Source organism: Bradyrhizobium sp. PMVTL-01 (assembly GCF_051861855.1).
Taxonomy (GTDB): domain Bacteria; phylum Pseudomonadota; class Alphaproteobacteria; order Rhizobiales; family Xanthobacteraceae; genus Bradyrhizobium.
In genome coordinates this window covers 3,153,101-3,179,156 of sequence record NZ_CP193982.1, presented here as the reverse complement: position 1 = coordinate 3,179,156, position 26,056 = coordinate 3,153,101, and the positions used below count along the sequence as shown (strand labels likewise).

At 61.4% G+C, this 26,056-nt stretch carries 46 protein-coding genes; 24 read left to right on the top strand and 22 right to left on the bottom strand.

Annotation, left to right across the window (positions count from 1 at the left end):
• Nucleotides 1-59: 59 nt before the first annotated feature.
• The 20 genes from ACRQ5Q_RS14610 to ACRQ5Q_RS14515 all read right to left on the bottom strand — a co-directional run bounded on the left by ACRQ5Q_RS14610 (nt 60) and on the right by ACRQ5Q_RS14515 (nt 10,595).
• On the bottom strand, nt 60-314 hold the full coding sequence (locus ACRQ5Q_RS14610; protein WP_439398527.1) for a hypothetical protein: 255 nt from the start codon (nt 312-314) through the stop codon (nt 60-62).
• Nucleotides 311-1,378, bottom strand: a complete 1,068-nt coding sequence (locus ACRQ5Q_RS14605; RefSeq protein ID WP_439398525.1) for a hypothetical protein — start codon at nt 1,376-1,378, stop codon at nt 311-313. The genes ACRQ5Q_RS14610 and ACRQ5Q_RS14605 overlap by 4 nt, the downstream gene beginning before the upstream one ends.
• Nucleotides 1,368-1,826, bottom strand: coding sequence for a hypothetical protein (locus ACRQ5Q_RS14600; protein ID WP_439398523.1), 459 nt, complete (start codon nt 1,824-1,826; stop codon nt 1,368-1,370). Before ACRQ5Q_RS14600 ends, ACRQ5Q_RS14605 begins: the two co-directional genes overlap by 11 nt.
• Before the next feature lie 51 nt (nt 1,827-1,877).
• Nucleotides 1,878-2,237, bottom strand: a complete 360-nt coding sequence (locus tag ACRQ5Q_RS14595; RefSeq protein WP_439398521.1) for a hypothetical protein — start codon at nt 2,235-2,237, stop codon at nt 1,878-1,880.
• Nucleotides 2,237-2,428 (bottom strand): hypothetical protein, encoded by a 192-nt coding sequence (locus ACRQ5Q_RS14590; protein ID WP_439398519.1) that lies wholly within the window; start codon nt 2,426-2,428, stop codon nt 2,237-2,239. The genes ACRQ5Q_RS14595 and ACRQ5Q_RS14590 overlap by 1 nt, the downstream gene beginning before the upstream one ends.
• Nucleotides 2,425-2,685: a hypothetical protein gene (locus ACRQ5Q_RS14585; protein ID WP_439398518.1), complete on the bottom strand. Its 261-nt coding sequence runs from the start codon at nt 2,683-2,685 to the stop codon at nt 2,425-2,427. The genes ACRQ5Q_RS14590 and ACRQ5Q_RS14585 overlap by 4 nt, the downstream gene beginning before the upstream one ends.
• A complete protein-coding gene (gene thyX / locus ACRQ5Q_RS14580) occupies nt 2,685-3,470 on the bottom strand; it encodes an FAD-dependent thymidylate synthase (RefSeq protein ID WP_439398516.1) in 786 nt (261 codons plus the stop codon). Before thyX ends, ACRQ5Q_RS14585 begins: the two co-directional genes overlap by 1 nt.
• A complete protein-coding gene (locus tag ACRQ5Q_RS14575) occupies nt 3,467-3,715 on the bottom strand; it encodes a hypothetical protein (protein WP_439398514.1) in 249 nt (82 codons plus the stop codon). Before ACRQ5Q_RS14575 ends, thyX begins: the two co-directional genes overlap by 4 nt.
• On the bottom strand, nt 3,712-3,936 hold the full coding sequence (locus ACRQ5Q_RS14570; protein WP_439398512.1) for a hypothetical protein: 225 nt from the start codon (nt 3,934-3,936) through the stop codon (nt 3,712-3,714). The genes ACRQ5Q_RS14575 and ACRQ5Q_RS14570 overlap by 4 nt, the downstream gene beginning before the upstream one ends.
• A 65-nt stretch (nt 3,937-4,001) precedes the next feature.
• The gene (locus ACRQ5Q_RS14565; RefSeq protein ID WP_439398510.1) at nt 4,002-4,361 is read right to left on the bottom strand and encodes a hypothetical protein; all 360 of its coding nucleotides are present in this window, start codon (nt 4,359-4,361) and stop codon (nt 4,002-4,004) included.
• Between the two features lie 47 nt (nt 4,362-4,408).
• Nucleotides 4,409-4,828: a hypothetical protein gene (locus ACRQ5Q_RS14560; RefSeq protein WP_439398509.1), complete on the bottom strand. Its 420-nt coding sequence runs from the start codon at nt 4,826-4,828 to the stop codon at nt 4,409-4,411.
• Nucleotides 4,825-7,254 (bottom strand): AAA family ATPase, encoded by a 2,430-nt coding sequence (locus tag ACRQ5Q_RS14555; protein ID WP_439398507.1) that lies wholly within the window; start codon nt 7,252-7,254, stop codon nt 4,825-4,827. Before ACRQ5Q_RS14555 ends, ACRQ5Q_RS14560 begins: the two co-directional genes overlap by 4 nt.
• Nucleotides 7,251-7,754, bottom strand: coding sequence for a hypothetical protein (locus ACRQ5Q_RS14550; protein WP_439398505.1), 504 nt, complete (start codon nt 7,752-7,754; stop codon nt 7,251-7,253). The genes ACRQ5Q_RS14555 and ACRQ5Q_RS14550 overlap by 4 nt, the downstream gene beginning before the upstream one ends.
• Nucleotides 7,754-7,936, bottom strand: a complete 183-nt coding sequence (locus ACRQ5Q_RS14545; RefSeq protein WP_439398503.1) for a hypothetical protein — start codon at nt 7,934-7,936, stop codon at nt 7,754-7,756. Before ACRQ5Q_RS14545 ends, ACRQ5Q_RS14550 begins: the two co-directional genes overlap by 1 nt.
• A gap of 30 nt (nt 7,937-7,966) precedes the next feature.
• Complete coding sequence (locus tag ACRQ5Q_RS14540) at nt 7,967-8,326, bottom strand: hypothetical protein (protein WP_439398501.1); 360 nt, start codon at nt 8,324-8,326, stop codon at nt 7,967-7,969.
• A 5-nt stretch (nt 8,327-8,331) separates the two neighbouring features.
• Nucleotides 8,332-8,736, bottom strand: coding sequence for a hypothetical protein (locus tag ACRQ5Q_RS14535; protein WP_439398499.1), 405 nt, complete (start codon nt 8,734-8,736; stop codon nt 8,332-8,334).
• On the bottom strand, nt 8,733-8,963 hold the full coding sequence (locus tag ACRQ5Q_RS14530) for a hypothetical protein (protein ID WP_439398498.1): 231 nt from the start codon (nt 8,961-8,963) through the stop codon (nt 8,733-8,735). The genes ACRQ5Q_RS14535 and ACRQ5Q_RS14530 overlap by 4 nt, the downstream gene beginning before the upstream one ends.
• A gap of 55 nt (nt 8,964-9,018) precedes the next feature.
• Complete coding sequence (locus ACRQ5Q_RS14525; protein WP_439398496.1) at nt 9,019-9,516, bottom strand: hypothetical protein; 498 nt, start codon at nt 9,514-9,516, stop codon at nt 9,019-9,021.
• A gap of 1 nt (nt 9,517) precedes the next feature.
• Nucleotides 9,518-10,033, bottom strand: a complete 516-nt coding sequence (locus tag ACRQ5Q_RS14520; protein WP_439398494.1) for a hypothetical protein — start codon at nt 10,031-10,033, stop codon at nt 9,518-9,520.
• A gap of 46 nt (nt 10,034-10,079) precedes the next feature.
• A complete protein-coding gene (locus tag ACRQ5Q_RS14515; protein WP_439398492.1) occupies nt 10,080-10,595 on the bottom strand; it encodes a GcrA family cell cycle regulator in 516 nt (171 codons plus the stop codon).
• Between the two features lie 517 nt (nt 10,596-11,112).
• Between ACRQ5Q_RS14515 and ACRQ5Q_RS14510 the strand changes: the two genes are divergently transcribed.
• Nucleotides 11,113-11,433: a hypothetical protein gene (locus tag ACRQ5Q_RS14510; RefSeq protein ID WP_439398490.1), complete on the top strand. Its 321-nt coding sequence runs from the start codon at nt 11,113-11,115 to the stop codon at nt 11,431-11,433.
• A gap of 20 nt (nt 11,434-11,453) precedes the next feature.
• Here the strand turns inward: ACRQ5Q_RS14510 and ACRQ5Q_RS14505 are convergent, their stop codons facing one another.
• A complete protein-coding gene (locus ACRQ5Q_RS14505) occupies nt 11,454-11,717 on the bottom strand; it encodes a hypothetical protein (RefSeq protein WP_439398489.1) in 264 nt (87 codons plus the stop codon).
• Nucleotides 11,718-12,093: 376 nt separating this feature from the next.
• Between ACRQ5Q_RS14505 and ACRQ5Q_RS14500 the strand changes: the two genes are divergently transcribed.
• The 23 genes from ACRQ5Q_RS14500 (at nt 12,094) to ACRQ5Q_RS14390 (ending at nt 25,195) form a co-directional block, all read left to right on the top strand.
• Nucleotides 12,094-12,708: a helix-turn-helix domain-containing protein gene (locus tag ACRQ5Q_RS14500; RefSeq protein WP_439398487.1), complete on the top strand. Its 615-nt coding sequence runs from the start codon at nt 12,094-12,096 to the stop codon at nt 12,706-12,708.
• Nucleotides 12,709-13,104: 396 nt separating this feature from the next.
• Nucleotides 13,105-14,127, top strand: coding sequence for a YqaJ viral recombinase family protein (locus tag ACRQ5Q_RS14495; protein ID WP_439398485.1), 1,023 nt, complete (start codon nt 13,105-13,107; stop codon nt 14,125-14,127).
• A 32-nt stretch (nt 14,128-14,159) separates the two neighbouring features.
• Nucleotides 14,160-15,365: a hypothetical protein gene (locus ACRQ5Q_RS14490; protein WP_439398483.1), complete on the top strand. Its 1,206-nt coding sequence runs from the start codon at nt 14,160-14,162 to the stop codon at nt 15,363-15,365.
• Between the two features lie 189 nt (nt 15,366-15,554).
• The gene (locus tag ACRQ5Q_RS14485; protein WP_439398482.1) at nt 15,555-16,070 is read left to right on the top strand and encodes a single-stranded DNA-binding protein; all 516 of its coding nucleotides are present in this window, start codon (nt 15,555-15,557) and stop codon (nt 16,068-16,070) included.
• Nucleotides 16,067-16,516: a hypothetical protein gene (locus tag ACRQ5Q_RS14480; RefSeq protein WP_439398480.1), complete on the top strand. Its 450-nt coding sequence runs from the start codon at nt 16,067-16,069 to the stop codon at nt 16,514-16,516. Before ACRQ5Q_RS14485 ends, ACRQ5Q_RS14480 begins: the two co-directional genes overlap by 4 nt.
• Nucleotides 16,513-16,857, top strand: coding sequence for a hypothetical protein (locus tag ACRQ5Q_RS14475; protein WP_439398478.1), 345 nt, complete (start codon nt 16,513-16,515; stop codon nt 16,855-16,857). The genes ACRQ5Q_RS14480 and ACRQ5Q_RS14475 overlap by 4 nt, the downstream gene beginning before the upstream one ends.
• 11 nt (nt 16,858-16,868) lie before the next feature.
• Nucleotides 16,869-17,012: a hypothetical protein gene (locus ACRQ5Q_RS14470; RefSeq protein ID WP_439398476.1), complete on the top strand. Its 144-nt coding sequence runs from the start codon at nt 16,869-16,871 to the stop codon at nt 17,010-17,012.
• The gene (locus ACRQ5Q_RS14465) at nt 17,009-17,200 is read left to right on the top strand and encodes a hypothetical protein (RefSeq protein WP_439398474.1); all 192 of its coding nucleotides are present in this window, start codon (nt 17,009-17,011) and stop codon (nt 17,198-17,200) included. The genes ACRQ5Q_RS14470 and ACRQ5Q_RS14465 overlap by 4 nt, the downstream gene beginning before the upstream one ends.
• 200 nt (nt 17,201-17,400) lie before the next feature.
• Nucleotides 17,401-17,709 carry a hypothetical protein gene (locus ACRQ5Q_RS14460; protein WP_439398472.1) on the top strand — a complete coding sequence of 103 codons (309 nt, stop codon included), beginning with the start codon at nt 17,401-17,403 and terminating at the stop codon, nt 17,707-17,709.
• A complete protein-coding gene (locus tag ACRQ5Q_RS14455; RefSeq protein WP_439398470.1) occupies nt 17,706-18,086 on the top strand; it encodes a recombination protein NinB in 381 nt (126 codons plus the stop codon). The genes ACRQ5Q_RS14460 and ACRQ5Q_RS14455 overlap by 4 nt, the downstream gene beginning before the upstream one ends.
• A complete protein-coding gene (locus ACRQ5Q_RS14450) occupies nt 18,083-18,391 on the top strand; it encodes a hypothetical protein (RefSeq protein ID WP_439398468.1) in 309 nt (102 codons plus the stop codon). Before ACRQ5Q_RS14455 ends, ACRQ5Q_RS14450 begins: the two co-directional genes overlap by 4 nt.
• Nucleotides 18,388-18,780 carry an HNH endonuclease signature motif containing protein gene (locus ACRQ5Q_RS14445; RefSeq protein ID WP_439398467.1) on the top strand — a complete coding sequence of 131 codons (393 nt, stop codon included), beginning with the start codon at nt 18,388-18,390 and terminating at the stop codon, nt 18,778-18,780. Before ACRQ5Q_RS14450 ends, ACRQ5Q_RS14445 begins: the two co-directional genes overlap by 4 nt.
• 137 nt (nt 18,781-18,917) lie before the next feature.
• Nucleotides 18,918-19,373: a tellurite resistance TerB family protein gene (locus ACRQ5Q_RS14440; protein ID WP_439398465.1), complete on the top strand. Its 456-nt coding sequence runs from the start codon at nt 18,918-18,920 to the stop codon at nt 19,371-19,373.
• Between the two features lie 27 nt (nt 19,374-19,400).
• Nucleotides 19,401-20,102, top strand: a complete 702-nt coding sequence (locus ACRQ5Q_RS14435; RefSeq protein WP_439398463.1) for a TerC family protein — start codon at nt 19,401-19,403, stop codon at nt 20,100-20,102.
• Nucleotides 20,099-20,275, top strand: coding sequence for a hypothetical protein (locus tag ACRQ5Q_RS14430; RefSeq protein ID WP_439398462.1), 177 nt, complete (start codon nt 20,099-20,101; stop codon nt 20,273-20,275). The genes ACRQ5Q_RS14435 and ACRQ5Q_RS14430 overlap by 4 nt, the downstream gene beginning before the upstream one ends.
• A 239-nt stretch (nt 20,276-20,514) precedes the next feature.
• Nucleotides 20,515-20,805: a hypothetical protein gene (locus ACRQ5Q_RS14425; protein WP_439398460.1), complete on the top strand. Its 291-nt coding sequence runs from the start codon at nt 20,515-20,517 to the stop codon at nt 20,803-20,805.
• Nucleotides 20,806-20,809: 4 nt separating this feature from the next.
• On the top strand, nt 20,810-21,328 hold the full coding sequence (locus ACRQ5Q_RS14420; protein WP_439398459.1) for a DUF1643 domain-containing protein: 519 nt from the start codon (nt 20,810-20,812) through the stop codon (nt 21,326-21,328).
• Complete coding sequence (locus tag ACRQ5Q_RS14415) at nt 21,325-22,347, top strand: hypothetical protein (protein WP_439398457.1); 1,023 nt, start codon at nt 21,325-21,327, stop codon at nt 22,345-22,347. The genes ACRQ5Q_RS14420 and ACRQ5Q_RS14415 overlap by 4 nt, the downstream gene beginning before the upstream one ends.
• Nucleotides 22,344-22,892, top strand: a complete 549-nt coding sequence (locus ACRQ5Q_RS14410; protein WP_439398456.1) for a twin-arginine translocation signal domain-containing protein — start codon at nt 22,344-22,346, stop codon at nt 22,890-22,892. The genes ACRQ5Q_RS14415 and ACRQ5Q_RS14410 overlap by 4 nt, the downstream gene beginning before the upstream one ends.
• Complete coding sequence (locus tag ACRQ5Q_RS14405) at nt 22,889-23,194, top strand: hypothetical protein (RefSeq protein ID WP_439398455.1); 306 nt, start codon at nt 22,889-22,891, stop codon at nt 23,192-23,194. Before ACRQ5Q_RS14410 ends, ACRQ5Q_RS14405 begins: the two co-directional genes overlap by 4 nt.
• The gene (locus ACRQ5Q_RS14400) at nt 23,184-23,636 is read left to right on the top strand and encodes a hypothetical protein (RefSeq protein ID WP_439398453.1); all 453 of its coding nucleotides are present in this window, start codon (nt 23,184-23,186) and stop codon (nt 23,634-23,636) included. The genes ACRQ5Q_RS14405 and ACRQ5Q_RS14400 overlap by 11 nt, the downstream gene beginning before the upstream one ends.
• A 58-nt stretch (nt 23,637-23,694) precedes the next feature.
• Nucleotides 23,695-23,994: a hypothetical protein gene (locus tag ACRQ5Q_RS14395; RefSeq protein WP_439398451.1), complete on the top strand. Its 300-nt coding sequence runs from the start codon at nt 23,695-23,697 to the stop codon at nt 23,992-23,994.
• A gap of 22 nt (nt 23,995-24,016) precedes the next feature.
• On the top strand, nt 24,017-25,195 hold the full coding sequence (locus ACRQ5Q_RS14390; RefSeq protein ID WP_439398450.1) for a tyrosine-type recombinase/integrase: 1,179 nt from the start codon (nt 24,017-24,019) through the stop codon (nt 25,193-25,195).
• 93 nt (nt 25,196-25,288) lie between these two features.
• Here the strand turns inward: ACRQ5Q_RS14390 and ACRQ5Q_RS14385 are convergent, their stop codons facing one another.
• Nucleotides 25,289-26,050: a MotE family protein gene (locus ACRQ5Q_RS14385; protein WP_439369248.1), complete on the bottom strand. Its 762-nt coding sequence runs from the start codon at nt 26,048-26,050 to the stop codon at nt 25,289-25,291.
• Nucleotides 26,051-26,056 lie beyond the last annotated feature (6 nt).

Sequence of the window (26,056 nt, the reverse complement as noted above, 5' to 3'; positions counted from 1 at the left end):
TGCCGTCCGGGCCTTGGCTAGGCCCCTCAGGCCCGGCCCATGCCCCTTGGCTATGCCCCTCAAAACAGGGGCAATTGTGCCTCTCGCAAGGCCTGCTTTGCTTCCTGCCGTTTCGCTTGTGTCGCGCCGGTATGGTAGGCCGCGACGCCTTCCGCTGTGATCCCGTAGCGGCCAAACTTGGCGATGCGCAGCAGGCCGCGCCGATAGAGCGAGGCACCGAGTGACGTGCCTTTGCTGATCGTTGCTCCATCCTCCATGAGCAGGCCCAGGAAGTGGCGCTCGCGGCGCGTGAGGTTGCCAACCCGGACGCTCATTCGCCGCATTCCAAGGAAGGTGAAGAGGCCTCTCGCTCCCGCCGCCTCCTTTGTCGCTCAGCTGATTGCGAACGCTTACGCTCTTGCATCTCCTCTGAAGTCAAACCCAAACTGGGGCGTCCGCGCTTCATGCCAGCGCCATGAGCGGCGCGGTACTTGCGCGATCGAGCCGCGTCCTTCTCTCGCCTTGTGGCGACTGCCTTCCTGGCAATGAGACTTCGTCTCAGCGCCTCAATTCTCTCCGCTGGACAAGCATAAATATTTCCAATGTTCTCGGCTGTGACAGCGGCTTCAAAGTCGCCGTCGGCGATCGCTTTAAACTTCGCAAGCTGATCGCCCGGACAAGGCCCATGCCTTTTCTGAATCATCATCGAAACCATCGGCATGGCGTTGCCGCGGTATTGTATGACGGATCTGAGATGACTGACCTTGCGACCGAGAAGGAAGTAAATCCTCTCCTTTAACCCGTCAGGAATACCGATGGCCTTTATAGTCTCCTCGATGCCGACGCGGTGCGGCTCCTGTCCTGAAAAGAACGAGCGATTGAGTCTGATGTTAGTGCGTTGGCTTGCTTTCCAGCGCTCGATGAACGCCTCCTTGACATCGCGACCATAAGAGAACGTTGCGATGATGACGCCGCCTTTTGTCAACGAGGACAAATACACCTTGATCGCTTTAGAAAATTCCTCGTTGGCAGGCCCGGTCAAATCGAGACACACTACGTCAAACGGAACATCTCCCAGCTTTTCACTGGGTACATCAAACTTGCCTAATGATTTATCGATCTGCCCGAACTCGAACAGATCATGATTGATCGTCTGATCTGCGCCAGCTAACTTCGCAGCAGACAGGTTGCTGTCACTGAAATCAACCGCAGTAATGTGAGCCTGCGGCATCAGCTCGCGGATGCAGTTGATCTCCTCTGCCGGTGATGGCCCGGCCACGATCATTATCCTCCACTTTTTATGGTGGACGAAGTCACGGCCGCGAAGCACCTGACGAGCGAATATCCATTGCTCCGCACGCACTAACCTCTTCTGATCGGAAATCGCTTCAGCCTTCAAGACTACCTCCGCGCGGGTTCACGATGCGGTAGCCGCGGATCGAACGAACGTGCTCGCGCGTCATGTGGCGGCCGCTGTTGCCGTCGTGTGTGAGCCAAAGGTCGCCGGCGATCTGCCGCAGCAGCACGAAGACGTGGCCAGGCCGCGCCGCGACCATGTGCGGCGCAGGCTCCGCGCGCGGGAAGCGCAGCCAGTTGGCGGCCAGGTTGAGCGTCGGAATGATCTTGCCGAACAGGAAGAGGCTGGCCTCGCAGCCGCAGAACGCATGCGGGCAACCAGTCGGCCGCGAGCCGACGATCACCGTGTCCCGAGCACCTTCGACACGCACGGCCTGGCCGTGGTGCCGATGTTGGTGGTGGCGATGATGGTGATGTCGCTTGGCTTCCGCCGGCGACGTGGCGGCCAGCGCGATCGCGAGGCCAGCACCCAAGAGGGCTATCTTGTTCATTACAGGTCTCCTTGTGATGCGGCCCGCTGCGAACGAGCCGAAAGGTTCGATTCAGATCGCCGAGCGACGCTCGGCGCATTTCTCGCTGGTCTGTTCCGCCTCCTCGTTTTCTCCGTAGTCGCAATCGCCGCAGCGAGTGCACTTGTGGACCGGCACCGAGCAGCAGCAGTCGTCGTCGCAGCCGGCATTGCAGCCACCGACCGACCGCATGTCGCAGCCGACCGTCCGGCAGATTTCGACGAGTTCACGCTGTATGCGCCGCTTGAGATCGGCCTCGACACGATCGAGCTTCATCCGTAGGCGCCAATTCTCGATTGTCAGCTGAGGGGGCAGCTTCAGATCGAGCGTGTCACGGATGGTCTGCACCCGCTTCCGCATCACCCTGATGGCCCACCTGTTCCACCAGCCCATCACGCCACCTTCGGACAGGGATAGGTGGCGATCGCCTCATCGAGCGTGATGCTGCGCCTCTCCTCGGGCAGCTTCACGATGGCAATCGTGTTTTCCTCGTTGAGCTTCCAATCGAGCGAGGAACGCGGGTCGAGGTCCTGTAGCGCTGCGGTCGGCCCGCGAAGACCTTTGCGCCAGACGAAGAAGTTCATGATTGTGTTGCTCCAAGCTTGAGCCATTCCGATGCCGGCGGCAGGGATCTGGCGGGGATGATGCGATTGCGAGCGCGGAAGGCGGCGACGTTCTCCAGAACCTGACGCCGGCGCTCGGGGTTGTTTTCGTAGCGCAGCCGATCGCGCGCCGATCGGCACAGCTTGCATTCGCGGCCCCATGCCGACGGACGCGTGTTGGCGTCCGTCATTAAGTGGCCGTTGATGCAATGCGACTTCGGTGGACGACCACGCGCCATCAGCGATGCGCCTCCCACGCCTTCACGCAGGTCGGCACGATCGGCCGGATCAGCTCGCGCATCGCCTCCGCATAGACTCTGATTTCCATTTGCGCGTGCCCGTGGTCGCGCAGCGTGAGGAACTTCATCAGGTTGAGGAGATCGACGGTCGCGAACATGTGGCTGTAGGTCGCGACCGGCAGGACCGAGCGGGCGAGCTCGCGGGGCCAATCCATCGACAGGAGATCCCGATAGGTCGCGAAAGCATCCTCGCAAACCTTACGGAGCAAACGTGATTGGATCTCGCGCTGCTCCGGCTGTTCATAAACGAGAGAGCGCCCCTGCTTGTTTTCAGTCGATTGGATGCCGATGTGCTCCGGCTTCGGCACGTAGAACTCTTCCGGAAGCTCGCGATACCTGGCCGATAGCTCGTTGAAGCTCCACGTCCGGTGACGGTGCCATTGCCGAAACACGAAGATCGGCGCCTTGACCTCGAAGGTGAAGGTCACAGCCTCGAACGGCGAAGTATGGTGGTTCTTCCATAGATAGTTGATCAGGCGGAAGTCGCTGCCTTGATCCTCGCCCGCACGCCATGCGGCGTCATAGGAGACGCGGGCCGCACGCACGACCGAGAGATCGCTGCCCATGTGGTCGACCAGGCGCACGTAGCCGTGGTCGAGGACGTCGATCCGGTTGAGAGTGTCGGCCGCCGCGCGATCGCGATCCTTGATCGTGACGCCGTTCTCGATCACGACGTCGGCGTTATGGTGCGCGGCCGGGCCGCCGCGCATGGTCTGTTCGTTCATTGTAACTCTGCTTTGATTTCGTCCCAGCTCTTGCCGGTAGGGTGGCCGAAGCGGAACCAGTGGGAATAGGCGATGGCCCTTGCGCGCATCGCCGAGTTTTCTGTGTAGGCTTTGTGCTTCCGCTCGCGGTCGCAGGCACGACACCGCACGACGAGACGGAAACCGTTCGATCGCGGGTACTCACGCCGGACGTTCTTCGGCGTGAGCTCGTGCCCCTTCCGGCACAGCGGATAGAGCGTGTTCACCCCTGCGCCGGCGTCGTCCTGACGCCGTCAATCTCCATGATCGCGCATTTGAGGTAGTTCGCCTGATCCAGCGTTTCCTCGTAGGCGTGCTGGAGCCAGTCACGCAGCGCGAGGTCGTCGCGATCGAGCGTGACGCCGTACTTCTTGATGCCGAGCTGGGAGCGCTGCAACAGATCCTGGCGCACCGCCTCGACGACGGGATCGCGCTTTTCGGTAGTCATAGATTTGGTCTCCTTGTGGGTGTCACCCGGTCCGGCTGCGAACCTCGCTGGGCGACGGTTGAAAGTCAGACGGTCAGGCCGAGATCGACCTTGTCCTGATTGCGCTGTTTGAAATGCTCGACCGGCTTTGCGAGGACGCGCCGAAGCTCGGTCTCGAGGTAACTGTCGAGGTCCTGATGCCTCGCGGCAGCCAGGATGGTAGCTGTCATCGCTACGCCACCCAGCTCCTGATCCACATTCCCGGGCGGCCTGCTGTAGACAACGTCGACCAACTGCAAAACCGTGCTTTTCGGAACGTCATAGGCCTGCGCCAGCTCGATAGCTTCCTCGGCGCAACGAAGAGCTCGTATCGAAAGGTTGTAGACGTGCTCATGACCGAAGCTGCGAAGCGCCCAGTCAAGCGCGAGTCTCGTGATGGATCTCATGATGGTTTGGTCTCCTTGGTTGATTCCGCTGCGAACGGGGTGGTGGCTCAGACCCTCACGCGAACGTTGTCGCGCTTCAGGCCCCGCGAGATGGCTTTCAGCCCCTCGCGTACGAACGACGGAATGTCCGTCTCTTCGATCTCGTTGGTCTTGGAAGCCCAGAAGCCGACTGCCTGCGCGGCCTCGCGGTCGCCGGCCAGATAGGTCACTGGCCAGCCGAGCGCTTCCTCGGCCCGCTCGATCTCCATGGACGACGGGGAGACCCGCACTGGCGATGGCTGTGCGCTGTGAGAGTAGCGTGCGCCCTCTTCTGTGCTCTCGTCGTCATCGAGAGGATCGAACGACGGCCAGATCGTGCCGAACTGCTTCGGCCAAATCAGCATCGGAAGACGGCGCATAACCTGGGCCGCCTCGATCAGTCGCGTGCCAACCAGCTCGTGATGCCAGAACAGATCGTGCTTCGTCATTCTGCCGGCCCTCCAAGTTGCGGCATCTCAAGCATCGGTAACGAGATCGGCGGCTCCTCACCGATGATATCCGGATCATCGTCATCGATGTCAGGACGGTCGTCGTCATAGGTTTCGTCGCGACCTATCTCCGACCAGTCGGTGCCCACATCCTCATCAGGCTCGTTGGCCGCGAGCGCTTCCGGATCGTCCAGCACCTCTTCCTCCTCCGGCGGAGGAACGTAGCGCTTCGGCTCGCCCTTGATGCTCTTGCCGGTGATCCAGATCGTCAGGCCATCGCGACCGATGATGCCATTGTTGATCATGAAGTTGTTGGCGCGGGTGAGCGCCTTCTTGACGGCATCGTCGCTGCTGTCGTCGGCGAAGTATCGGCGATAGACTTCGGTCCAGTAGCGGCGCTGAACGACGCGTTCGACCGACTTGGGAAGACCCAGCGACGCCGGCGCCGACGTTCCGAACTCGTCGATTGCGCGCCGTAACGCGCGATAACAAATCCGATTCTGATCCGTCATCCTGATGCCGGACTCGTCCTCGGCAGAGCGTTTGATATTGGCCGTCTGGTCCTTGCCGGCGCCGATCCACTCCAGCGCCGCGGAGCGGATCGGGTCGCCGTCCTCGTCAACGCCGAGCTCGACGCCGCGGAGGCAGAACTCGAACCGCTCGTTGTCTTCGCCCTCGCGTTGCTTTGCGACCTTCATAAAGCGTTTGTCGTGCAGCTTCCGGTCACTGCCCATAACCTTCTCTTCGAGGCGCCCGATCTCGATCGCGGTCTCGAAGCCGGCGAACAGCGATGTGTGTCCGCGAGGCCCGGTGCCGGCGGCGTTCTTGTGATGCACGATCCACAGACCACAATCCAGAGCATCCCTGATCTTGTCGAACCGATCGAGGACAAGGCTCATGTCCTTGCCGCTAATCTCGTCCAGACCCGGGGTTGCCTTGTTGAAGGTATCAATGATGACAGCTTCGAGCTCGAGATCGGGGAACTTCAGCTTCAGGAAGGCAACGATCGTCTTGATCTCCTCGATCAGGTCGGCGACCTGCTTCTCGTTGCCGAACAGGTCGAGCCGCGCCGGCAGACAGACGAACGGAAGCCACTCGCTTTCGCTCAACCCCTTGGCGGCGGCGTAACCCGGCATACGGCGATCGACGAAGCCGAGACCAGCCTCAGGCGCGCAATACACTACGATGCCCCGCTTGACCTTGCGGCCGCAATAGGTGCCGCCGAGCGCGATCCCCATCGATAGATCCTGGGTGAGGAAGCTCTTGCCGCTCTGGGAGGCGCCGTAGATCAGGACGGTCTCGCGGCGAGGGATCAGCCCCTTGATGAGGTATTCGTACTTCTTGCGGACCGTGCGCGGCTCGCCCCAGACAACGGCGCCGAACTTCGATACGAACTTCTTCGGCGGGAACGTAACGTCGAGGTAGACCTGAAACTCATCGGGCGTCATTGCCGTCTCATCCACGAGCCGGTAAAGCGCCTCCGTGGTGCCACCGGCCTGAAGCCAGTCCGATGCGTCACCCTTTGGCGGCAGGTCGGGCAGCATCAGGATGCGGATGCTGTTGGCAGTGCCTGCCAGCTTGCTCGCCACCAGCTTGGCGTGATCCTGCCCCGGCAAGACCGGGCGGCCGTCGGGGTGCCAGCGCAGCTCCTTGGTGTTGGAGTTGATGGCCTGAGGATCGTTATCCGCGATGATGACGATGTCGGCCCCGGCGAAGAAGGGCGTCAGCTCGTCCGGCCACTTGCCAGCACCTCCCGCGTTGCAGCTCGACGGCGCGCCGCGCTCGACCAGATTGTCGACGTCCTTTTCACCCTCGACCACGAAGATCAGGCGCTCGTCGGCGATTGCCTCAACCAGCTCCGGCAGCCGGTACGGCACCTGCACGATGCCATCGCGCTTCCAGACCCAGTCGCCCTTGACGTCCTTCGGCGGATCATCCGGCCGCGCTGGGCGCCGCTGCATGAAGGTCTTGGGCTCCATCCGGCAGACCTGAAACAGCAGCTCGCCATCCTGGCTGATGTAGTCGTAGGTCTTGACCAGCTTCGGCTTGACCTTCGGCGCACGCGGCTGCTCGGGATCTGCCTGCGGCGGCTCGGGACGCGGATCGCTGTCCGGCGCCGACTGGCGAGGCCGCGACGATGATTGATCCGGGCGACGGTCCTCGATGTCGAGGCCAAGGCTCGTGCGCATCCAGTCGATGGCGTCCGCACCCTTGAGCCCCTTCTCGCGCTCGATCAGCGCGAGCACGCCGCCACCGCGACCCTTGCCGCCGTCGCCAGATTCCCAATCGTCCCAAAACCCAGTTTCGAGGTTGACTTTGAAAGAGCCATTTCTGCCGAAGCGCAGCTCACCCTTGCCACGCGAGGTCGGCTTCCCGAACAGCGCAGTGGCGACGGCCTCAATGTAACGACCCCAATCCTCGCTCATGCCGCCCTCCGACGATTGTTCGCTTGTTCTTTTTTCGTCGCCCAGCGGCAATTGCCCGGCTCGTAGTTGCCGTCATTGTCTGGATAGCGGTCGATGCTGTGCCTGGAACTGGGCTTTGGGCCCATGTCCTCAAGGAATGCGTCGAAGCTCTCCTTCCATCGATCGCACACCACAATTCCGCGGCCGCCGTAGTAGTCCCAATCCTCAGATTTCGGATTGAGACAACGGTTCTTCATCGCGAGCCACGTCCTGTACTCGGACGTCCTGTTGGGAACGGAAGCATGGCCGTGCTTCGTGAAGATCGCGAGAGTGACCTCCCTGCGAAAACAACCGCAGCTCTGCTTCTGTCCGTTGCGAAGGCGGCGCCCGTCGGCAACGATCCTCTTGCCGCACTCGCATTTGCAGACCCACCGAGTTCGTCCAGCGGCGTTGGACTGCGACCGCGACAACACGGTCAGGCGCCCAAATTTTTGTTGAAGAATATCGACAGCAACCGACATCAGTGATCCAGTACCGCGGCGTAGAGCCCATGATTGACAACAGCATCGATGATCTCGGCAGCGAGATCGTCGTACTCAACACCTCGACGCTTCGCTTCCGCGCGAAGGTCGATCGATACGCCAGACGCAACTTTTACCTTGAGAGTAGACTTGCGCCCTTGGGGCGCCTCCGTCTCCGACATGCAATCCCCCCTGCGCTTCCACCCATTAGCTCACGCGCTCCCATGCGCGAGAGAGTCGAACCCGCCGAAAGGCTTGCCCACCGCAAACCATCCAGCGTTTAACGTCGCGCACGCATTCGCCATCAGATCGAGCTGATCGGCCAGGTGCAGCGCGTCCTCGTTGCCAACGGCCTGCTCACGCAAGGTCGCGCTGATGAGGCGCGCACCGTCGACCGACAACGAGTTACGCATCGTCGAGTCGGTGAACCGCACGACGACGCGGTAACCCTCATTCCCGTCAAACTCCTGGCCACATTCGATGTCTCGACCGGCCGGCGCCGTGATGCACCAATTGTCGCCTCGGACGACGATCGGCGTGTCAGTCGCTGTGATGCGGAGCTTGCGGGACATGGGCGTCAAGCCATCGCCGCCGCTTGCGGCGCGCCCGACGGAGACGTTGGATTTTTGGGGAACGGGGCGAAGCCATCGCTCTCGCCCCCGCGCCAGCGGATCACCACCCCGCTGCTATTTGCGATCTCGGTCAGGATGGCACCGATGACGGATGGTCCCTTGCACATGGCTTCAGCCAACTCGGCGACCGTATCGCCGTATTGAAGGCAGCGGCTGATTAGGATGCAGGCATCCATCACCAAGGCATGAAGGTCGCTGCCGGCCTTGAAGTCGGCGCAGAAGACCTCCTTGGCAACGCCTTCATCGTCGAAGCCGATCGTGATCAGGATCTTCGTCTCCGTGCCGCCCGCGTGGACGATGGTCATCTTGCGGGTCTCGCTCTGCCTGCGATCCGGGAGCTTCGTTCTCATTGCGCCTTTGCCTTTCGTTCGCGAATGACACGATCGATGTCTTCGCGGTTGGTGATCAGAAAATCGACGACATTGCACATGGCCTGCCGTCGTCTGACATCGCGCTCGCGACGCGCCAGCTCTGCCGGCGTCGCGTCAGATTTCGATTGCAACATCTTCAGGCCCATCACGGCGTTCTCGTAGTCAGTCGCGGCCAGATCCCATAGGTGCTGGTTGGTCACCGGCATCCTGTCTGCCGGCGGCTTCCTGTCGTCGACGTCCTCTTGTCGTCTCGCCATGGGATCAACGCGGGCTCACCGTCCCGCCCTGAAACATCTTCATGCCGGTGAAGATGCTGTTCTTCTCGAAGCTTGACGACTTCACTTCGCGCTCAACCTGGTCAGCCGTCAGGTTGATTGCGGTGACGGCGCGACCTGGAACGTCTCGCCCCTCGATCTTGGCAACGGCCGCCTTGCCGATCTTCCGGATGGCGTTATCGCTGCTGTGCGCCCATGCGGTACCGGTGATCTGGACGGCATAGGGTTCGCGCTCGTCTTCGCAAAGGCGGTCGAGCTGCGCCTGCGAGCGCGGGAACGTGCCATTGATCGGCTGGTCCTTGCGCACCTCGCCACGCATGACGGTAAAGATGCTGGGCTTGACCCGCTCGACCTCGCACGAAGTGGAGGAACGCGGCAGATCCAAGTGCGTCAGCACAATGTCCTCTGCAGCTTCCCTCGAATTGGCGACCACGAGCACCTTGCCGATGTCGATGGTGCTTTCCTTCGCGGAGCGGAAGTTCACGCTATAGAGCTGCATTCAATCCCCCGATCAAATCCGACACCACGCCGTAGGGCGCGATCGTCGATGTCCCCCAGATCCACACGCCGCCAGCATCGGCAGCGTTGTCGTCCGATGCTTCCCAGCCGAGCTGCTCACACAGCGCCATGCTGGCGCTCTTGCCCGCCTGCCGAGAGGCGAACTTCGATGTTCCTAAAGCGACGCTGCGCCACGTCTTGACCGCCACAGGGAAGACCCTGAGGCCGCGCATGATTGCGACGCCAACGAAGACGCCGTAGAGGCCGTGCAACACGACGGTGGTTCCGTAGTTGCTTTCGCCTTCCTTGAAGAATGGACGCTCAATCGCCATGGCGACCGCGCCGCTCTCGCGGATCACTCGATCGAGCGTCGAGGCGCCGTTGCCGAACAACTCCTCGTCGGGAGTTCTGGCGTTGCCGAGCTTGATGCTGCTGAGGGTCGGCTTACCGCCGACCCGCCCAACCGCACAGCCGAGCTGCCGCGCTGGATCGAGCGCGATCACGACTGGTTTGCCCATGGTGACGAGGCATCACCAGGAGGATGAACAGCTACGCGGCTTCGGCTTTGAACTTGCGGTGGGCATGATTGGTCTCCTTGTTCCAAGCCGCCAGATGGCGGTGATACGGACACCAAGCCCCTGCGAAGGCCTTGGCGCCGCAATACTGGTACGGAGGGCGATCTGCGAAATCGCCCAGCGGCCAGCGGCAACGTGCGTCGTTAAGTTCGAGAATAGAAACAGGCGTAACTGACGGAGGCGACGGCGGCAACACAATCACCGGCTCCGGTTTAACATTTGGTAACCAATCCCGTACTCTTACGGCGCGAGGCCGCGGTTCCCCCGAACTCTTGGCAACGGGATGGCCCTTAGCGCGAGGGCCTCTTTTGAGGCGACCATCCAAGACGATGCCACGGCGCGAGCAGAGACCGATCACAGCATTGCGTGTGGTTCCGACGTTGCATGCGATCTCGCGCGCGCTCATCCCGGCTTCCGCGTAGTTGCGGACCTGTTCGACGAGCTCGTCGGTCCAACCATGAGGCGCGCCCTCTTTTTCTGCTTTAGTCATGCCCGCGAGCCTCGCTTGACTCCGAGAGCTTTTCCGAAAGGATCACTGCCAAGAGTGCGCAGGCACACATCAAGCCGGTGAGCAACTTCACGAGACGCCGGAGAACGCGATTGCGACACGCGACGGTGAAGCGTCTCAAGCGAATGGATTGCAACGGCAATTTCAGCCGCGTCAGCGACTGCACGGAGACGATCCATCTCCCGTGCTTCGATGCGCTTGGCTTCCCCATACCAAATATCCTGCGTCCTACTGAATGAGAAACCGAGCCGCCCCGAGGCTCGGCGAATTGCTTGCTTCACAGAGTCGCCCGCCGGGCACGGCTCTGCGCAGCGTCGCACCAAGGACTTACTTTCCTCGACGCTGGAGCCGTAATTGATCGGAGACGAAAATTCCGAGACCGCGGAATTGAAGCTCGGTATGGGAAGACTCAGTTCAGCCATGGTTCCTCCCGCGAAACTTCGGACGCGAGCCCAGCTAAACGAAAATGTGTGTAATGCGTAGTGAGTGAAGCGCGTGAGTGTTGCCGAATTATCCTTGCACAATTGTGCGCCGTCAGGTTTTGCTTTCTCTCCAACTCGCGCGAGAGAAAGCAAGACGAATGGGCGTCCCAAAACTGGCCGACATCGAAGTCGACAATCATATTCCTGTCACATACAAAGATCCGGCAGTGAGATACGTCGCTCTGGACACCATCGAGGTGACGGTAACAAGCGAGCAGAGCGGCAAAGAGATTGCGCTCGCAATGAGCGTCGGCACGATGCTGGAGTTGATCAGCAAGTTTTCCGGCGTGATCAACCGCTACAACGCAGAAATACTGCGCGATCTCGGCATTCTCTGAGCTTTTCTGCATCAACATCATCAGCGACGCGCCGCCCTTTTGGGGCGGGTCGACGCGACTTTGCGCTGCGCAGCAAGGTGCGGCGGAAGATGGTCTTCGGAAGTGACGAGCCCACCACTCGCATTCTCGATTTTCACGATCATCTCCGGGATTGGGTAGCGCTCGAACCGTCGATAGCGGTCGATGACCTGACGGCTCGTGCCAAGCTCTACGGCGAATGCTTTGCAGGCCAGCCCGATGCTCAGGTCTGGGTACTTCGTCTCCAGAAACTTCTGAAGCGTCATGGGTATGGATGTCCTAGATGGATAGCTCGGCCCGCCGCACCTGAATTGCACCAGTGTGGTGCATTGTCAAGCGCTATTTGTCACCAGAGCGGTCGGGTGACTCATTCGTTTCGGTTTGATATCGATTTAACGTTTAAACGATGCCTTTTCGGAACGCCGGTTAGGCTCAACAAGGATCGCCTGTGACAATTGTCCTATGATCAATTGAACCTGGCGTTGTAGAATGACAGTGGAATTATCTCGGGTTTCAATCGTTATGCAGAGTGACGGCAAGAGCTCTCTTCGACCGGGACGGCCGTCGCGTCGGACTGCGACGAGCAGGCTCAACACTGCGCCGCCTCCGAACACGATCCGATTCTTTCGGCGCCGCGCGAAAATGTCGCTTGAGGACGTTGGCAAAATCGTCGGCGTCTCGCGCGAGACGATTCGAAAACTGGAGGAGCGTGACACCTGGCTCGACACCGATCGCGCAGCGCTGATCGGACGCGCGCTCGGTGTTCCAAAGGAAGTTCTCGGCTTCAGCTATGCCGCCGACGCCTATGGCTGGGCAGCGAAGGCGCTGCCGGTCGTAGGCTCCATTACCGCCAACGACGAGGTGCAGTTCGAGCAAACGGGACGCCGCGTTGCGGGTGGCGCGCACCTGCCACCCGGCTCGGTCGCACTCGACATTAAGCAGGGCAAGATGCGTGGTTGGCTGCTCGTCTATCGCGAAGAAGCGATGGAGCCGATGTCGAAGGATATCCTGGAGCGACAGGGCCCGGACGAGAAGTTCATCATCCATCTCGCCGACGGAACCACTTGGTGGCGGCACATTGCCCCGGCGTCGAAGCGCCACGTCTACCATTTGAACTCGCGGTATCTTGATCCGCTGACAGATGTAGAGATCGAGTGGGTTTCCGAAATCGTTGGCTTCGAGCCCGCTCTGTTCGATCTTCCAACACCGGAACAATTAGAGGAGGAACTACCTCCTGAGAACGTTCGCAACGTGTGAGATCGGCGCCCGCAGGGCGCCGAATCATTAGGGACATTGCTCGGGGACATCGGGGACATTTGTCCGTGGCACGGTAATTGCAGTTATAAAATCTAATAATTGTTAGAACTCACTAGTAGTTACACGGGGGACCTTTAGGTCCCCCGTTCTGTTTGAAGATAGATTCTGGGGAGGAATACGCGCGAGCGCGCGCGTGCGAGTCTTGCCTCGGGTGGCGACTTGCTCCAGAATTTCAAAATTAGTTGCAAACTCCCCTTGACGATTGCACCAGAGTGGTGCATTTGGAGGGTCATCGAGACCAAGACCCCATCGTCAACACAACGACCCGTTGCCGAGGAGCTGACCCCCGACGTTTCGCAGACGTCCAGCTCCTCGGTCCCGGGTGGGAGCGTTCCAGTGAACCAAGTCGAGACCTTCCGGTCGATCGGCGAGATCGCCGCCGGCCTTGTCGAAAAGCTGTCCATCGGCGACGTCGAGATGCACCGGGTTGACCCGGTCGCCGACCGCGAACACTGGCTGAAGCTTCGCCAGAACGACATCACCGCTTCCGACGTCGCGTCCATCTGCGGCGTCGGCTATCGCTCGCCTCTTGAGGTTTGGGCCGAGAAAAAGGGCCACCTCGCCCCCAAGGGGGACAATCCCGTGTTGCGGCGCGGTCGCCGCTTCGAGCCCTCCCTCTGGGCCACGATCAAGGAAGAAAACCCCTCGTGGGAAATCCGAGCTGGCAAGGTCTACCTCCGCTCGCCCTCCTTGCGCTTTGGCGCCACCCCCGACGCCATGGCGATCGATCCGGAACGCAAGGGCCTCGTCCTGATCCAGGGCAAGGTCGTTGCGAAGCCGATCTTCGTGGCCGATTGGCTCGGCGGCGACCGCGAGGGGACGGCTCCCATCGTCCCGCTCGGCTATCAGCTCCAGACCCTTGCCGAGACCATGCTCGCCGAGCGCGCGTTCAAGCAGGAAATCCATCCCGTGGTCGCCGCGTGGGTGATCGACACCTTCAGCGAGAACCTGTTCCTGATCCCGTTGAAGCGCCATGCCGAGGCTGAGACGAAGATCGTCGGCGCCATCAACGAGTTCTGGCGCATGTTCGACGCCGGCCTTCAGCCGGCGCTCGACCCCAGCAAGGACCACGACGTCGTCAAGCAGCTCTACCCCACCGACAACGGCAGCACGATCGACCTTACCGGCGACAACAAGCTGCCGCTGCTGCTGGATGAGCGCAAGAAGCTCGGCGAGGTCGAGAAGGCCGCTAAGGATCGCCGCGAGGAGATCACCACCGAGATCATGGCCAAGATCGGCGACAACACGTTCGCCCTGATCGCTGGCGGCCGGAAGGTCTCCGCAAAGACCACCACCGTCAAGCCGCAGATGCGCGAAGGATATGCGTTCCGAAGTCTGCGCGAAGTCAAGGCCAAGTAGCCCCACCAAGACCCCCAAGGATATTTTTGATCATGAACCAAGTTATCGATCGTGACGACCGTCTAAGCTCGCTGGAAGCGTTTGCTGCCACCAGCGCAGCATCAGGCCCGGCGCTACCGGCTACGGTGCCGACCCAGTACCTCGAAGAGCGCAAGGTCGGCGCCCAGAACGTGCAAGTGCATCGCGACGAAACGCGCGTGCTCCAGAAACTCGCGGCGCTCGCGGCTGCCGCGGGCGACGACTGGTACTATCGCTTCCCCGTGAAAAACCGCCAGAAGGGCACCACGGACTATATCGAGGGCCCCTCGATCAAGCTCGCCAACGATCTGGCTCGCCTCTACGGCAACTGCGCCGTCGATGTTCGCGTGCAGGACCTCGGCAGCTCCTGGCTGATCTATGCGCGCTTTGTCGATTACGAGACCGGCTTCGAGATGACGCGCCCGTTCCAGCAGGCCAAGGGTGGTTCGCGGATGGGTGGCCGCGGCGATGACGCCGACGCACGACGCCTCGACATCGCGATGCAGATCGGCACCTCCAAGGCCATCCGCAACGTGGTCGTCAACTCGCTCCAGACCTTCGCCGACTTCGCCTTCGATCAGGCCAAGAACTCGCTGGTCGAGAAGATCGGCAAGAACCTCGTCGGCTATCGCGATCGCACCGTCGCCGGCATCGAGAACCACGGCATCACCATCGACCGCGTCGAGGCCGTCATCGGCAAAGCGACGAAGGATTGGACTGCTCCGGACATCTCGCGCGTGATCGCCCTGATGAAGGGCATCATGGATGGCATGTCCACGGCGGAAGAGACCTTCCCCTCGCGCGAACAGCCGAAGGAAGACACCAAGCTCGGTGACTTCGTCGCGCAAGCCAAGACCGGTGACACCGTCAACGCCGAGACCGGTGAGGTTACGGACGCCTCGACCGATCAGACCCAACAGACACAAGCTTCGCAATCCTCCAGCCAGGACGCCAGCTCCGGCGCCGAGGATGCGACGGGTGGTGCCGCAACGCAGGAGAAAGGCCCGTCTGCTGCCGACGCGGCGCCACCCGCCCCAAAGACCGAGGACGAGTACATCGCCTACGCGAATGCGTGGATCGAGAGCGCCACCAGCGGCGAAGAGCGCAAGGCGCGCTGGCTCCGCGAGAAGCCGATGCGGGAAGCCGCGGGTGTGCAGGCCGACGCTGCCAAGGCCCTTGAGACGAAGCTGAAGGAGAAGGCGGCGCCTCAGAAGAAATAACCGATCGGAGGTGGGTGCGAACCTTGAGGGGCAGCACGCGGCTCCAAGAACGAAAGGCGGCCTCCGGGACTCACCTCTTTCGCTCCTGAAGTCAGGGGAGCGGGTCGACATCAGCGGTCAAGGCCGTCAACGCGTGCGTTAATTCATCGGGACTTCGCAGGTCCCGACACCACACAAGGAGACCAATACGTGGCTGGTAGTTTGAATAAGGTGATGCTGATCGGCAACCTCGGAAAGGACCCCGAGGTGCGCCGAACCCGGGATGAGCGGCCGATCGCCAACCTCAGCATCGCGACGTCGCAGACCTGGCGCGACAAGAACACCGGCGAGCGTAAGGAAAAGACAGAGTGGCATCGCGTCGTCATCTTCAATGAGGGCCTTGCCAAGGTCGCCGAGCAGTATCTGAAGAAGGGCGCCAAAGTCTACATCGAGGGCGAGCTTCAGACCCGCAAGTGGACGGATCAGTCCGGCGTCGAGAAATACTCGACCGAGGTCGTACTCCAAGGCTTCGGCTCGACACTGACGATGCTGGACAGCGGCGGCAACCGCAATGGCGGTGGTGGCGACGGCGGCGGTGGTGACTTCGGCGGCGGCTCTGGAGCCAGCTCGCGGAATACCAGCAACCGCTCGCAATCGTCCGGCGGCGGCAGCTACCGCAACGATATGGACGACGATATCCCTTTTAGTCCGGAGTGGCGGGGATGAAGCCGTGCAGCGAATGTGCGGCTGTTAAGCCCCTCGATGACTTTTACAAGCATCCCAGCAACACCGATGGCCGCGCGAACATTTGTAAGGACTGCCACAAGAAACGCATGAAGCTGCGAAGGCAGACGAATCCTGCCGTGCAAGCATACGACCGCGAGCGAGCGAAACGGCCGGAGCGCATCGCGGCGATGGCCGCAAATACCAAGCGGTGGCGATCTGAGCATCCAGAAGCTTATCGCGCCCAGAATGCCGTCAACAACGCGATCCGCGACGGCAATCTGACTAAACATCCGTGCTGCGTCTGTCTGTCCGACAAGGACGTCCACGCGCACCACACCGACTACAGCCGACCGCTCGACGTGAAATGGCTTTGTGCCGGTTGCCACCATCGCATCCACGCCCACTTTCCTCATCTCGGCGGGCACTACCAAGAGGCATCATCGTGACCGCATATCCAAACTCCCCCGGCTACAAGGAAAACGGCACCTCCAAGGATGCCGCGCGCAACATCGAGAGCCAAGCCAAGCGAGATCGCGACGAAGCCCTCGGCTACATCCGCGGCAACCCCGGCAAGACAGCCGATGAGGTCGCGGAGGCCTTGAACAAGAGCATCCTGTCTATCAGGCCACGCATCTCCGAGCTGAAGACGGCGGGCCTCGTGACCAAATCCGGCCGTGGGACCAACGCGTCCGGCCACTCCGCCTATCGCTGGCGCGCGACCACGACGGCCGAGCAGAAGGATCTTCCTCCGCCGGCCTACGACCCCGAAGACCCCATCGACTTCTGAGGATCGTGCCAATGAAGTTCGTCTGCCGCGCCTGCCCCACGCCTGTCGTGCTCGACGATGAGCCGAAGCACTACTCGCGTGACGTCCGGGACCAAGTGGCGCTCCAGCTCTGCACGAAGTGCTGGAACGCCCACAAGGCAAAGGAAACAGCATGACCCATCAGGAAGAACTGGCAGCTGCCTACGAGCGCATCCACGAGCTCGAACATGCGCTCAAGGACATCCGCGCGATGTCCAATGCCGGAGACGATGATAGCGGTGCCGGCGAGTTCGATCCGTTCGATGTCATCGAGCGCATCTCCTCCAAGGTGAGAGGCGCTCTCGCCAACAAGGTCACCAGTTAGCCGCCATGAGCCGCCTTCCCGAAGCAGCCATCACCATCAACGGAAGGCGCTTGTCCAACGAACAGGCCGGCGTGCTGCGTGTCGCCCTGCAACTTTCGCCCGGCGCGACTTCGAGGCCGCGCCGGCCGACTTCCTGGCCGTGAAGATGCTAGGCGGGGTGGATGAGATGCTTCGATGATCGATGAGACCGAGGTGACGATATGAGCCTGATCCTTGAGCGGCGAGCATTCTTGCAGGGGCTCGGCGCCGTCATAGCGGCGCCGGCGATCATCCGTGCCGACCGGCTGATGAAGCTACCCCGCCGCGAGATCATCTCACCGGTCCAGATCATCGCCGTGCCACCCGGGCTGGAGAGTCCGTGGCCGCAGGTCGGCAGCATAGCTTTTGGCGCCGACCCGGCTATGCCGATATTCAAGGCGAACGGAGAGCGCATTGCGGCCGGAGACCTCAGGCCGGGCGCATGGTGCTCGATGATTTATGACGGTGCGCGTTGGAGGTTGCTGTCATGAGCGGCATCGTCATTCGCGACGATCGAGATCGCTCGTTTTTGTGCGAGATGATCGCTACAGCCAAGGTTGGCACCATCGTCGAGATGAGGCTCGACCCCCTGACCGATCCGCAGCGCAAAAAGATCAAGGCCATGTGCGCTGACGTCGCGAAGCAAGTGCAACACGAGGGCCGCTTTTACGACGCCTCGCAATGGCAAATCCTGTTCATGCACGCCTGCGGCCAAGAGGTCGAGATGATGCCGTCTCTCGATGGGTCGACGTTCATCCCCTACGAAGGGAAGTCATCGAAGATGGGAAAGCAGGATGCCGGCGAACTTATAGCCTTCATCGAGGCGTGGGGCACACAGAACGGCGTGATCTTCAAGGAGATCGCATGAGCGCGGCCGAACAGATCCCCCTCTTCGATCTTCCGCCCGTAGAGGCGCAGGAGGCACAGGCGGTCGAAACGGCTCCGCCACAGCGCTCGGCCCCCGCACGCAAGAGGTTGAAGCAGCTCGCGCTCGACGTACGCTTCTACAACGTGCGCACGGCTGCGGCCGTCTACAGCGTGCAGGCGGCGACGCCATCGGCGGCGAAGTACGCCGCGTTTCGGCAAGCGCGCACGATGGGCCAGTACCTCTATCAGGGCGGCTTCCTCGCCTTTGTCTCCGGCGGTTGCAGCGTGAAGGAGGATCGCCGGTGAGCCGAAGCGTTGAGCAGTGGATCGGTAAGACCGACGATTCGAGGCCACCGCCTCGCGTCCGTCTGCGGATCTTCGATCGCTACAATGGCATCTGCCATTGGTCCGGCATCAAAATCCGTGCGGGCGATGGCTGGGATGTCGATCACGTCATCGCACTCACCAACGGCGGAGAAAACCGCGAGAGCAACATGGCGCCGATCCTGCGGGGCAAACCCCACAAGGAGAAGACCGCCCAGGACGTAGCCGAGAAGGCGAAGGTCTATCGTAAGCGATCAGCGCATCTCGGTTTGAAGCCCTCGAAGAACCGGAAGCTGAAAAGCCGCGGCTTTGCCAAGGCCCCTCCGCAAAAACGGGCTTCGAGCCCGATCGATAAATGGCGAGGCTTCTGAGATAGGCAGGCGATGTCGAGCCTCAAAAGAATTGGCGGAAGATCCGTCGATAATCGGTGGCCGCTGCGGGGTCCAACCGACAACTGACTATCAGCAAATCGCCATCTTCGCAGGATGGCATCAAGGAGACCAAGACTATGAGTTTTTTCGGAGCTGTTAAGAAGGCGTTCACGTCCGGTGCGCGCGAGATCAACAAGGAATACGGCCAGAACCGTAACTTCCTCAACGCGGTCTGCGCATCTGCCGCCCTCGTTGCCAACGCCGACGGTTCGATCGAGGACACCGAGAAGCTGAAGGCGATCCAGCTGATCACCAACAACGCCACCCTTTCGAGCCTGTATCAGCGCAACGACATCGAGGCCGCACTCGAATCTGCGTTCAAGAGCGCTAAGGATGCGTCCGGTCGTCAGACCCTGGCTCGCAGCCTCGATTCCATCCTGACCATGCCGAACGGGACACAGATGGCTGAGGACGTTTACCTCGTCGCCACCGACATCGCTAACGCCGATGGCTCTGTCTCCGACGAGGAGAAGGCGATCATGGAGAAGATCGCCCGCCGTCTCAACGTCGATCCCAAGAAGTTCGACTTCTAAGCACGTTCCATAGCGGAGCCGCGACACATGTTTGAGCAACTGCAAGCCGAGATCGCCCAGCCGATCTTCTGGCTGTCCTTCAGCAAGATCGTCTGGATCAATATCCTCCTCTCGGGGGACAATGCGCTTGTCATTGCCATGGTGTGTCGCGGCCTCGTGCCGCGCCAACGCCTTCTCGGCATGATCTTCGGCGCCGGTGCTGCCATCCTGTTGCGGGTGGTTCTGACCGGAGCTGCTGCCGCCCTGCTCGACGCCCCGTACCTCAAGATGGCCGGTGGCGCCGCCCTCTTCTTCGTCGCCGTGAAGCTGCTCGCCCCTCCGAAGGAGGGCGACCACGTCAAGCAGGCCACGGGCCTGATGGCGGCGGTCGGCATCATCCTGATGGCCGACCTCACGATGAGCCTCGACAACGTCATTGCGGTGGCCGCAGCCGCTGAGGGCAACATGACGCTGTTGGTCCTGGGTCTTGCGATGAGCATCCCGCTGATCGTCGCCGGTGCCTCGCTGATCGTCGCCATGATCGACCGCCTGCCGGTCCTCGTATGGGCCGGAGCCGCCCTGCTCGGTTGGATCTCCGGCGAGCTCATGGTGGCTGACCCCGCTCTTGCCGCCTACACGCATCTGGCCAATGCGGCGACGATGGTCGCAGCGGTTGCTGCTGGCCTGACGCTGGCAACAGGCGCGGTCTGGCGCATCACCGCCGACGATGCCGCGAGGGCTTCATCATGAGTGTGCTGAGGAAGCCGCACAAGAAGTGGTCCACTTACGCCGCGCTCGCGTCATGGGGAGCCTCGTCCTTCATGGCACAGCCGACCATGGCCAGCTTCGTTGTCCATTTCGCCATCAATCCGATCATCCTGATGATGGTGATCATTCTGGCGCACCACGAGGCAAAGGCGTGAGCACCGCGGTCATCATGGGCGGCGGCATGATTTCCGTCGCTATATTCTTCGGCTGGCTGATCTGGAAGGCCATCTAACACGTCAAGTTCACAGCCGACACCTCTTAGCAAGACCCTCTTCGCAGGAGGGATCACAAGGAGACCAAAACTATGCTAAAAAAATGCATCGCGCTGATCGCGGTTTCGTACCTCTCGGCCTGGCTCGCCGGCTGCGACGACGCTCAGATCGCATCGGAGAACTTGTCCAAGGCGGCGGACAATTTCGAGATCAACCGTCGGATCGTTTTCTACAACGGTATCAGCGGCGAGTACATTCTGACTATTGAAGGGTTTTGCTCGCAGCAGCCCGATGGTCGGAAGCTGGCCGTTATCTGCAAAACCGGGCCCAGCTCCTTTAAGAAGCACTTCCTCGGATTGTCCGACAACGTAACCTATTTCTCCGAGCAGATCGATGCGGCCACCGCGAGCGCCTACCGTTATCGCGTGACGTTCAAGCCGTCGGCCATCGATCCGTCGATCGACGTGCGCTGACGCCATGAGCGCCATCATCTCCTCGTGCGGACTCTTCCGCTATCGGCTGGAGCGCGACTTGTCGCGCCCAGGTCCGGTCGTGGCAATCCTTGGTGTCAACCCATCCAAGGCTGATGCCACCTTGAACGACCCCACGATCAAGAAGGACATGGGCTTCGGCGAACGGCTCGGCTGGAGCCGTATCCTGAAGGGCAACAAGTTCGCGTTCCGCTCAACCGACGTGAAGGTACTGCGCACTGCACGCGACCCGATCGGCCCCGAGAACGACGCGCACCTCGAACAGATCATGCGCGATGCCGAGATCGTCGTCGCTGCGTGGGGTCCCCTTGCCAAGGTCCCGGCCGCGCATCGCGGCCGTTGGAAAGAGGTGGTCAAGATCGCTGACCGCGTCGGCCGCAAGCTACACTGCTTCGGAACCACCGACGACGGCCAGCCGCGCCACACGCTGATGCTCGCCTACGACACCCCGCTGATCGAGTGGCAGGTGCCGTGGATCGCCAACCGGACAGGAGTTGCGGCATGACCGCCAGAAAAACCCTCACCATCAATATCCACGATAGCCATCTCGGTATTTGGCAGGATGACGCACGCGACTCCTCTTTTCGGTCGGACATTTATGCTCCGCTGATCCGCAATATGCGGTCTCGCGGCTGGTCGATCAAACGAGACCGGAAAGTGCATCAGCACTATCGGAGTATCAGCCAGGATCACCGGCTGGGCGCGCGCGGGTCTCTTCGCTGCGTCATCGAGATCACTGGACGTGTCGTAAAGGTAGAGTTTTGGTCGACATTGTCGCCTCAGGACAACCGCAACGGCAGGCGCTACGATTTCGACAAGCTGGGCCGGATGCCGTACATGGATCGTCTGCGCGTCGAGCTCGAGTTCAAGCGCATCATGCGCTGGCTTGAGACGTTGGCGCCGGTGACGGTGAAACGCCAGTCGGAACGTCATCTGACCCCGATACAGCGCATCGAGAAGGGCTACGCCGAGAGCTGCAATACGGACAAGGCCCTTGGTCGACCGAAATGCGACTACGACTCGAACCGGAGGTCGCATGACGGTGCACTGTTGACGCAAGGCCAAACCGTCTGGCTCGCGGATCGCAAGGGTCGAATAACTCGCGGCGTGACTTACTACAATCTCAACAGTATGTGGTGGGTGATCGCGGGCGGACAGCTCTTCAACGAAAGCTGCGATTCGCTGCATGTCACGCCGCCGACCGATCTCAGGATCAAACAGAACGAGCGCACACGCCGCAACAGCCTCGAAAAGGAGCTGGCGATCGCAGTCCAGCGCATGCACTTCCAGCGCGCCGAGGTGCTGAAGCGTGTGCTGTTCGGCAAGGACGAGACGTTCCTGATCTGGGCGCGGGACAAGGGCGCTTACTATCGATCCCAATATTCCGGCTATACGTCCGACAGGATCACGGCCGGCAAATACACCCGCGCGGAAGCTGAGGCGGAGTGCCGGCGCGTGCCACACGAGCTTGAAATGGTCTGTCCGGACGGTACGCATGTCCGCTTCGAGAGGAAGGTGGCATGACCACACGACGCACCTTCCTCAAGGCCGGCGGCGCCATTGCGGCGGCCGCCATCACTCCGCTACCCGCGTCATCGGCCGAACCGACCCTCGTGATCGGCGAGGCTGCTGCAACCGCCGTCTCACCCTACGCCGAATACCCTTGGATGTGGTGGGTCAGCCTTGACGGAGAGACCTTCATTTCTGAGTTCGAGACTAAGGAGGAAGCCCTCAAGGAGGCCCTAGGTTATGGCGAGCCGGCCATGGTGGCGGAGTGCATCCAGCAGGATTTTTCGCTGGACGTATACGGATCTGAAGTCTTGGAAATGCTTCAGATGAACAACGAGGAACTGATCGGCGAAGGCGAGTTCTTGGACTGCACCTCGGAGGAGTCTGACGATCTCGGTAAGATGGTCACGGCGACCATCGAGGCGTGGGCTGCCAAACACAAGATCAATCTAACTGCGTGGACCTTCGGAGCCACGCGCAACCGGACCGCAATCAACGGCGTGGTGGAGCGAGATGGTTCGCTCGGCCGCGCTCCGATCACTGGAGAAGCCTCCGCATGAGTAAGTTCGACAAGCACTACATCAACTGCAACATCCGGTGCGATACCGGATTGGTTGGAGCCGCAGCGTGCGCCGACGGCAACATCGGGCCTCTGTGGGAAAAAATGAAGCGGATGGCTGAAGAGAACAAAGCCAAGATCATCGGCTGGACATTCTGGGTCACCCTGCGGCGCGGTCCTATCGAGGTGCAGGCTCACGGTGACGAGAACTACGCCATCGTGCATCAGCGCGCGGAACGGATCTTACTGGCTGCTGAAGCTACCTTCGAGCGTGAGCATGTAGGGGTCGCCGATGCAGCTTGAAATGCCCCAGATACCCGACGACGACGCGGACTTCACGCCAGATCTGACGCGCAAAATCATCGCGCAATACCAGAAGATTATCGCCGACCTCTCCGACCCCGCCCTTAAGAGTATGCGGCTCGACGACGGTAGCTTCAACATGGCGCTGGGCGGCGCGGCCGTGGAGCGCATGGCCAGGATGATGACGACGTGGTTTCGCGAGAGCGGCGCCAAGAACTATGTCGAGATTTCCATCAATGCCCTCGACCATCCCTTCGAGACGTACCTGTTCTACGTCCAGAAGCGGGGTGATGGTGCGCGTACGCCGGCGGAAATTAGGCAAGCAGTCGAGGCGGAGAACCAGCGTCTGCGCTCCATCATCAAGGATACGATCGAGTCGATCGAACGCAATTCGACGAGCGCTCCAGTGCTGGAGCGCCTGAAGGCGGCGCTCGCAGACTGACCATCGACCGGCTCACCTCTTCGCAGGAGGTGCGTCTGGACATACAAGGAGACCAGCGATGGCGGATCGCTTTCAGCCGCTCGACAAACTGCCCCTCTTCCCAACGGAGCAGGCCCTCGCCTGTGCCCTGTTGGGTCCGGGGAGAACGACCGAATGGAACCAAATTGCACCTTTACTGGAGAAGCGAGGGCTTCCTAAGATCGATGGCCTGATGGGCGGGCGCTATACGCCCGCCGTCCGGAGGTTTTTCGATCTCGAATACAAGGTCGGCGATGCCGAGAATGTAGTAGCCGCGCCGCATCAGCCGGCCGCGTTGGGGGCGTACAGTGGCAGACGACGAGTTAGCGCCAGGTCTTAGGTTCGACAAGCACGGGCGTCCCATGTGGCGAGCCACGAAGGCCGCCGTCAAAGCCGGATATCCCGTCAAGACCGTGAACCTCGCCGAGCTCGCCGGCAATGAGATCCGGCTCCGGCAGCGCTGCCAGCGTCTCCAGAGCGAGATGCGCGAGTGGCTGACGAGTGGCACCAAGAAGTCCAAGATTTCCTTCGACGGCACGTTCGGAACGCTGCTGGACATCTACCAGAGCGACCCGAAGTCCACCTATGTGAATCTCGAGCCCGCCTCGAAGGTCCCTTACGACGTCTACCTGCGGATGCTCAAGCCGGAGATCGGCCGTTGCCGCATCGACATAACCGACGGCGTCGAGGTCAAGACGTGGTTCGAGTTCTGGGCCACGCCCGCGACAGAAGGCGGCGAGCCCCAGCTCGCCAAGGCCCACATGGCGCTGTCGGTCGTGAAGGCTGCCGTCACCTTCGGGATCATGAGGCGCCTGCCCGGCTGCACCGAGTTCAAGGAAGTTCTCAACTCGCTGAAGGGTCAGCTGCCGCACCTGCGGCCGCGCAAGATCGCGATGACGGCCGACCAGATCATCGCCGCGCGCGCCGGCGCCACGGAGCTGCAACATCAGCGAGCGGCCTTTGCCTACGCTCTGGCGTTCGAGGGCGCCGTGCGCGTCTGGGACGTTGTGGGTAAGTGGGTGCCGATCAGCGATAAACGCCCTTCGACCGTTATCCATCTGACCAAGAAGTGGCTGGGCCCGACCTGGGCGAACGTCGATGAGAGCCTGATCCTGCGGTGGACGCCGGCAAAGACCGAGCACACGTCCGGGGAGACCATTGCCATCGACCTTCGGGCCTGCCCCATGGTGATGGAGGAGCTGGAGTGGATACCGCAGGAGGCCCGGCAAGGCCCCTTGGTGATCAACCCCGAGACCGGGCGCCCCTACACCGTCGAGCGCTGGGCGAAGATCTGGCGCACCATCAAGGCCGAGGATGCCAAGAAGGAGCACCCGCAGCTGCCCGCAAAGGCGTGGACGCGCGATCTCCGGAAGTCAGGTTCCACCGAGGCGCGCGCGGCCGGCGCGCGGCTGGACGACGTCAAGAAGGTCATGGGGCACACACCCGAGACCGAGGTCACCGACAAGGTGTACGATCTGGCGAAGGTCGAGGCGCATCGCCGAGTCGCGGAAGCCCGAACAGCGCATCGAGCGAAGAAATGACCAGGCGCATCGCTGGCGCATCGTGCGCATCGCATCCAACGATTTCAGATGCTTACCGAGCACTTAGCTTAAGGACTTCTTAAGTATGAGCCCTCAATTCGGCTTTTGCGTCGGCTTGCCGTCGATCTTGGGCAGGTCGCCGGCCGAGGCGGATTGATCGCCGCCGCCATTGGCACGTCGGGCCATCTCGACCGTGAGCCGCTCGGCGGCCTCGGGCGACATCAGTCCGAGGATGTCCGACATCTTTCGCGGAGCGATCGCCGAGGCGATCTCGATCAGCACGCCCATCTCCAGCCGGTCGAACACCCGCGCGGCGTCCTTCGGCTTCATGCCCTCATACATGGTGACGAGGCCCTTCATGCGCTGGGCCTCGGCGGCCTTCTGCTCGGCCTGCGTCGCGGTGATGCGGGTTTCCACCGCCTTCATCTCCTCGACCTTGTTCTCGATGCGCTTCTCGGCGGATTTGAGCAGGCTCTCGCGGATGTCGATCTCGCGCTGGCGGGCCTCGATCTCCTGGCGGCGCGCCTGCAGCCGCTCGAGGATCGCGCGCTCGGCGGCCGAGACCTGCGGCTGGCCCTCCTCCGCCTTGACCACGGTGCCTTCGGACTTGGTCTCGGGCGCGGCGGGCTTCGGGGCCTCCTTCGGCGCGCCATGGGTCGAGCCGGTGATGTCGGGGTCCTCGCGGCCCGTCGGGAAGTTCAAGTTCTCCTGCGCCCAGGACTTCTTGGTCTGCTTCGGCTGGTAGTCGAACACATAGCCGCCATTGATCACGAGGCCCACGACCTTGAGCGTGGCGAGACCTGCGACGGCGACCAGGACGACCGGAATGACGCGGATGTTACGAAAGGACTTCATACCATG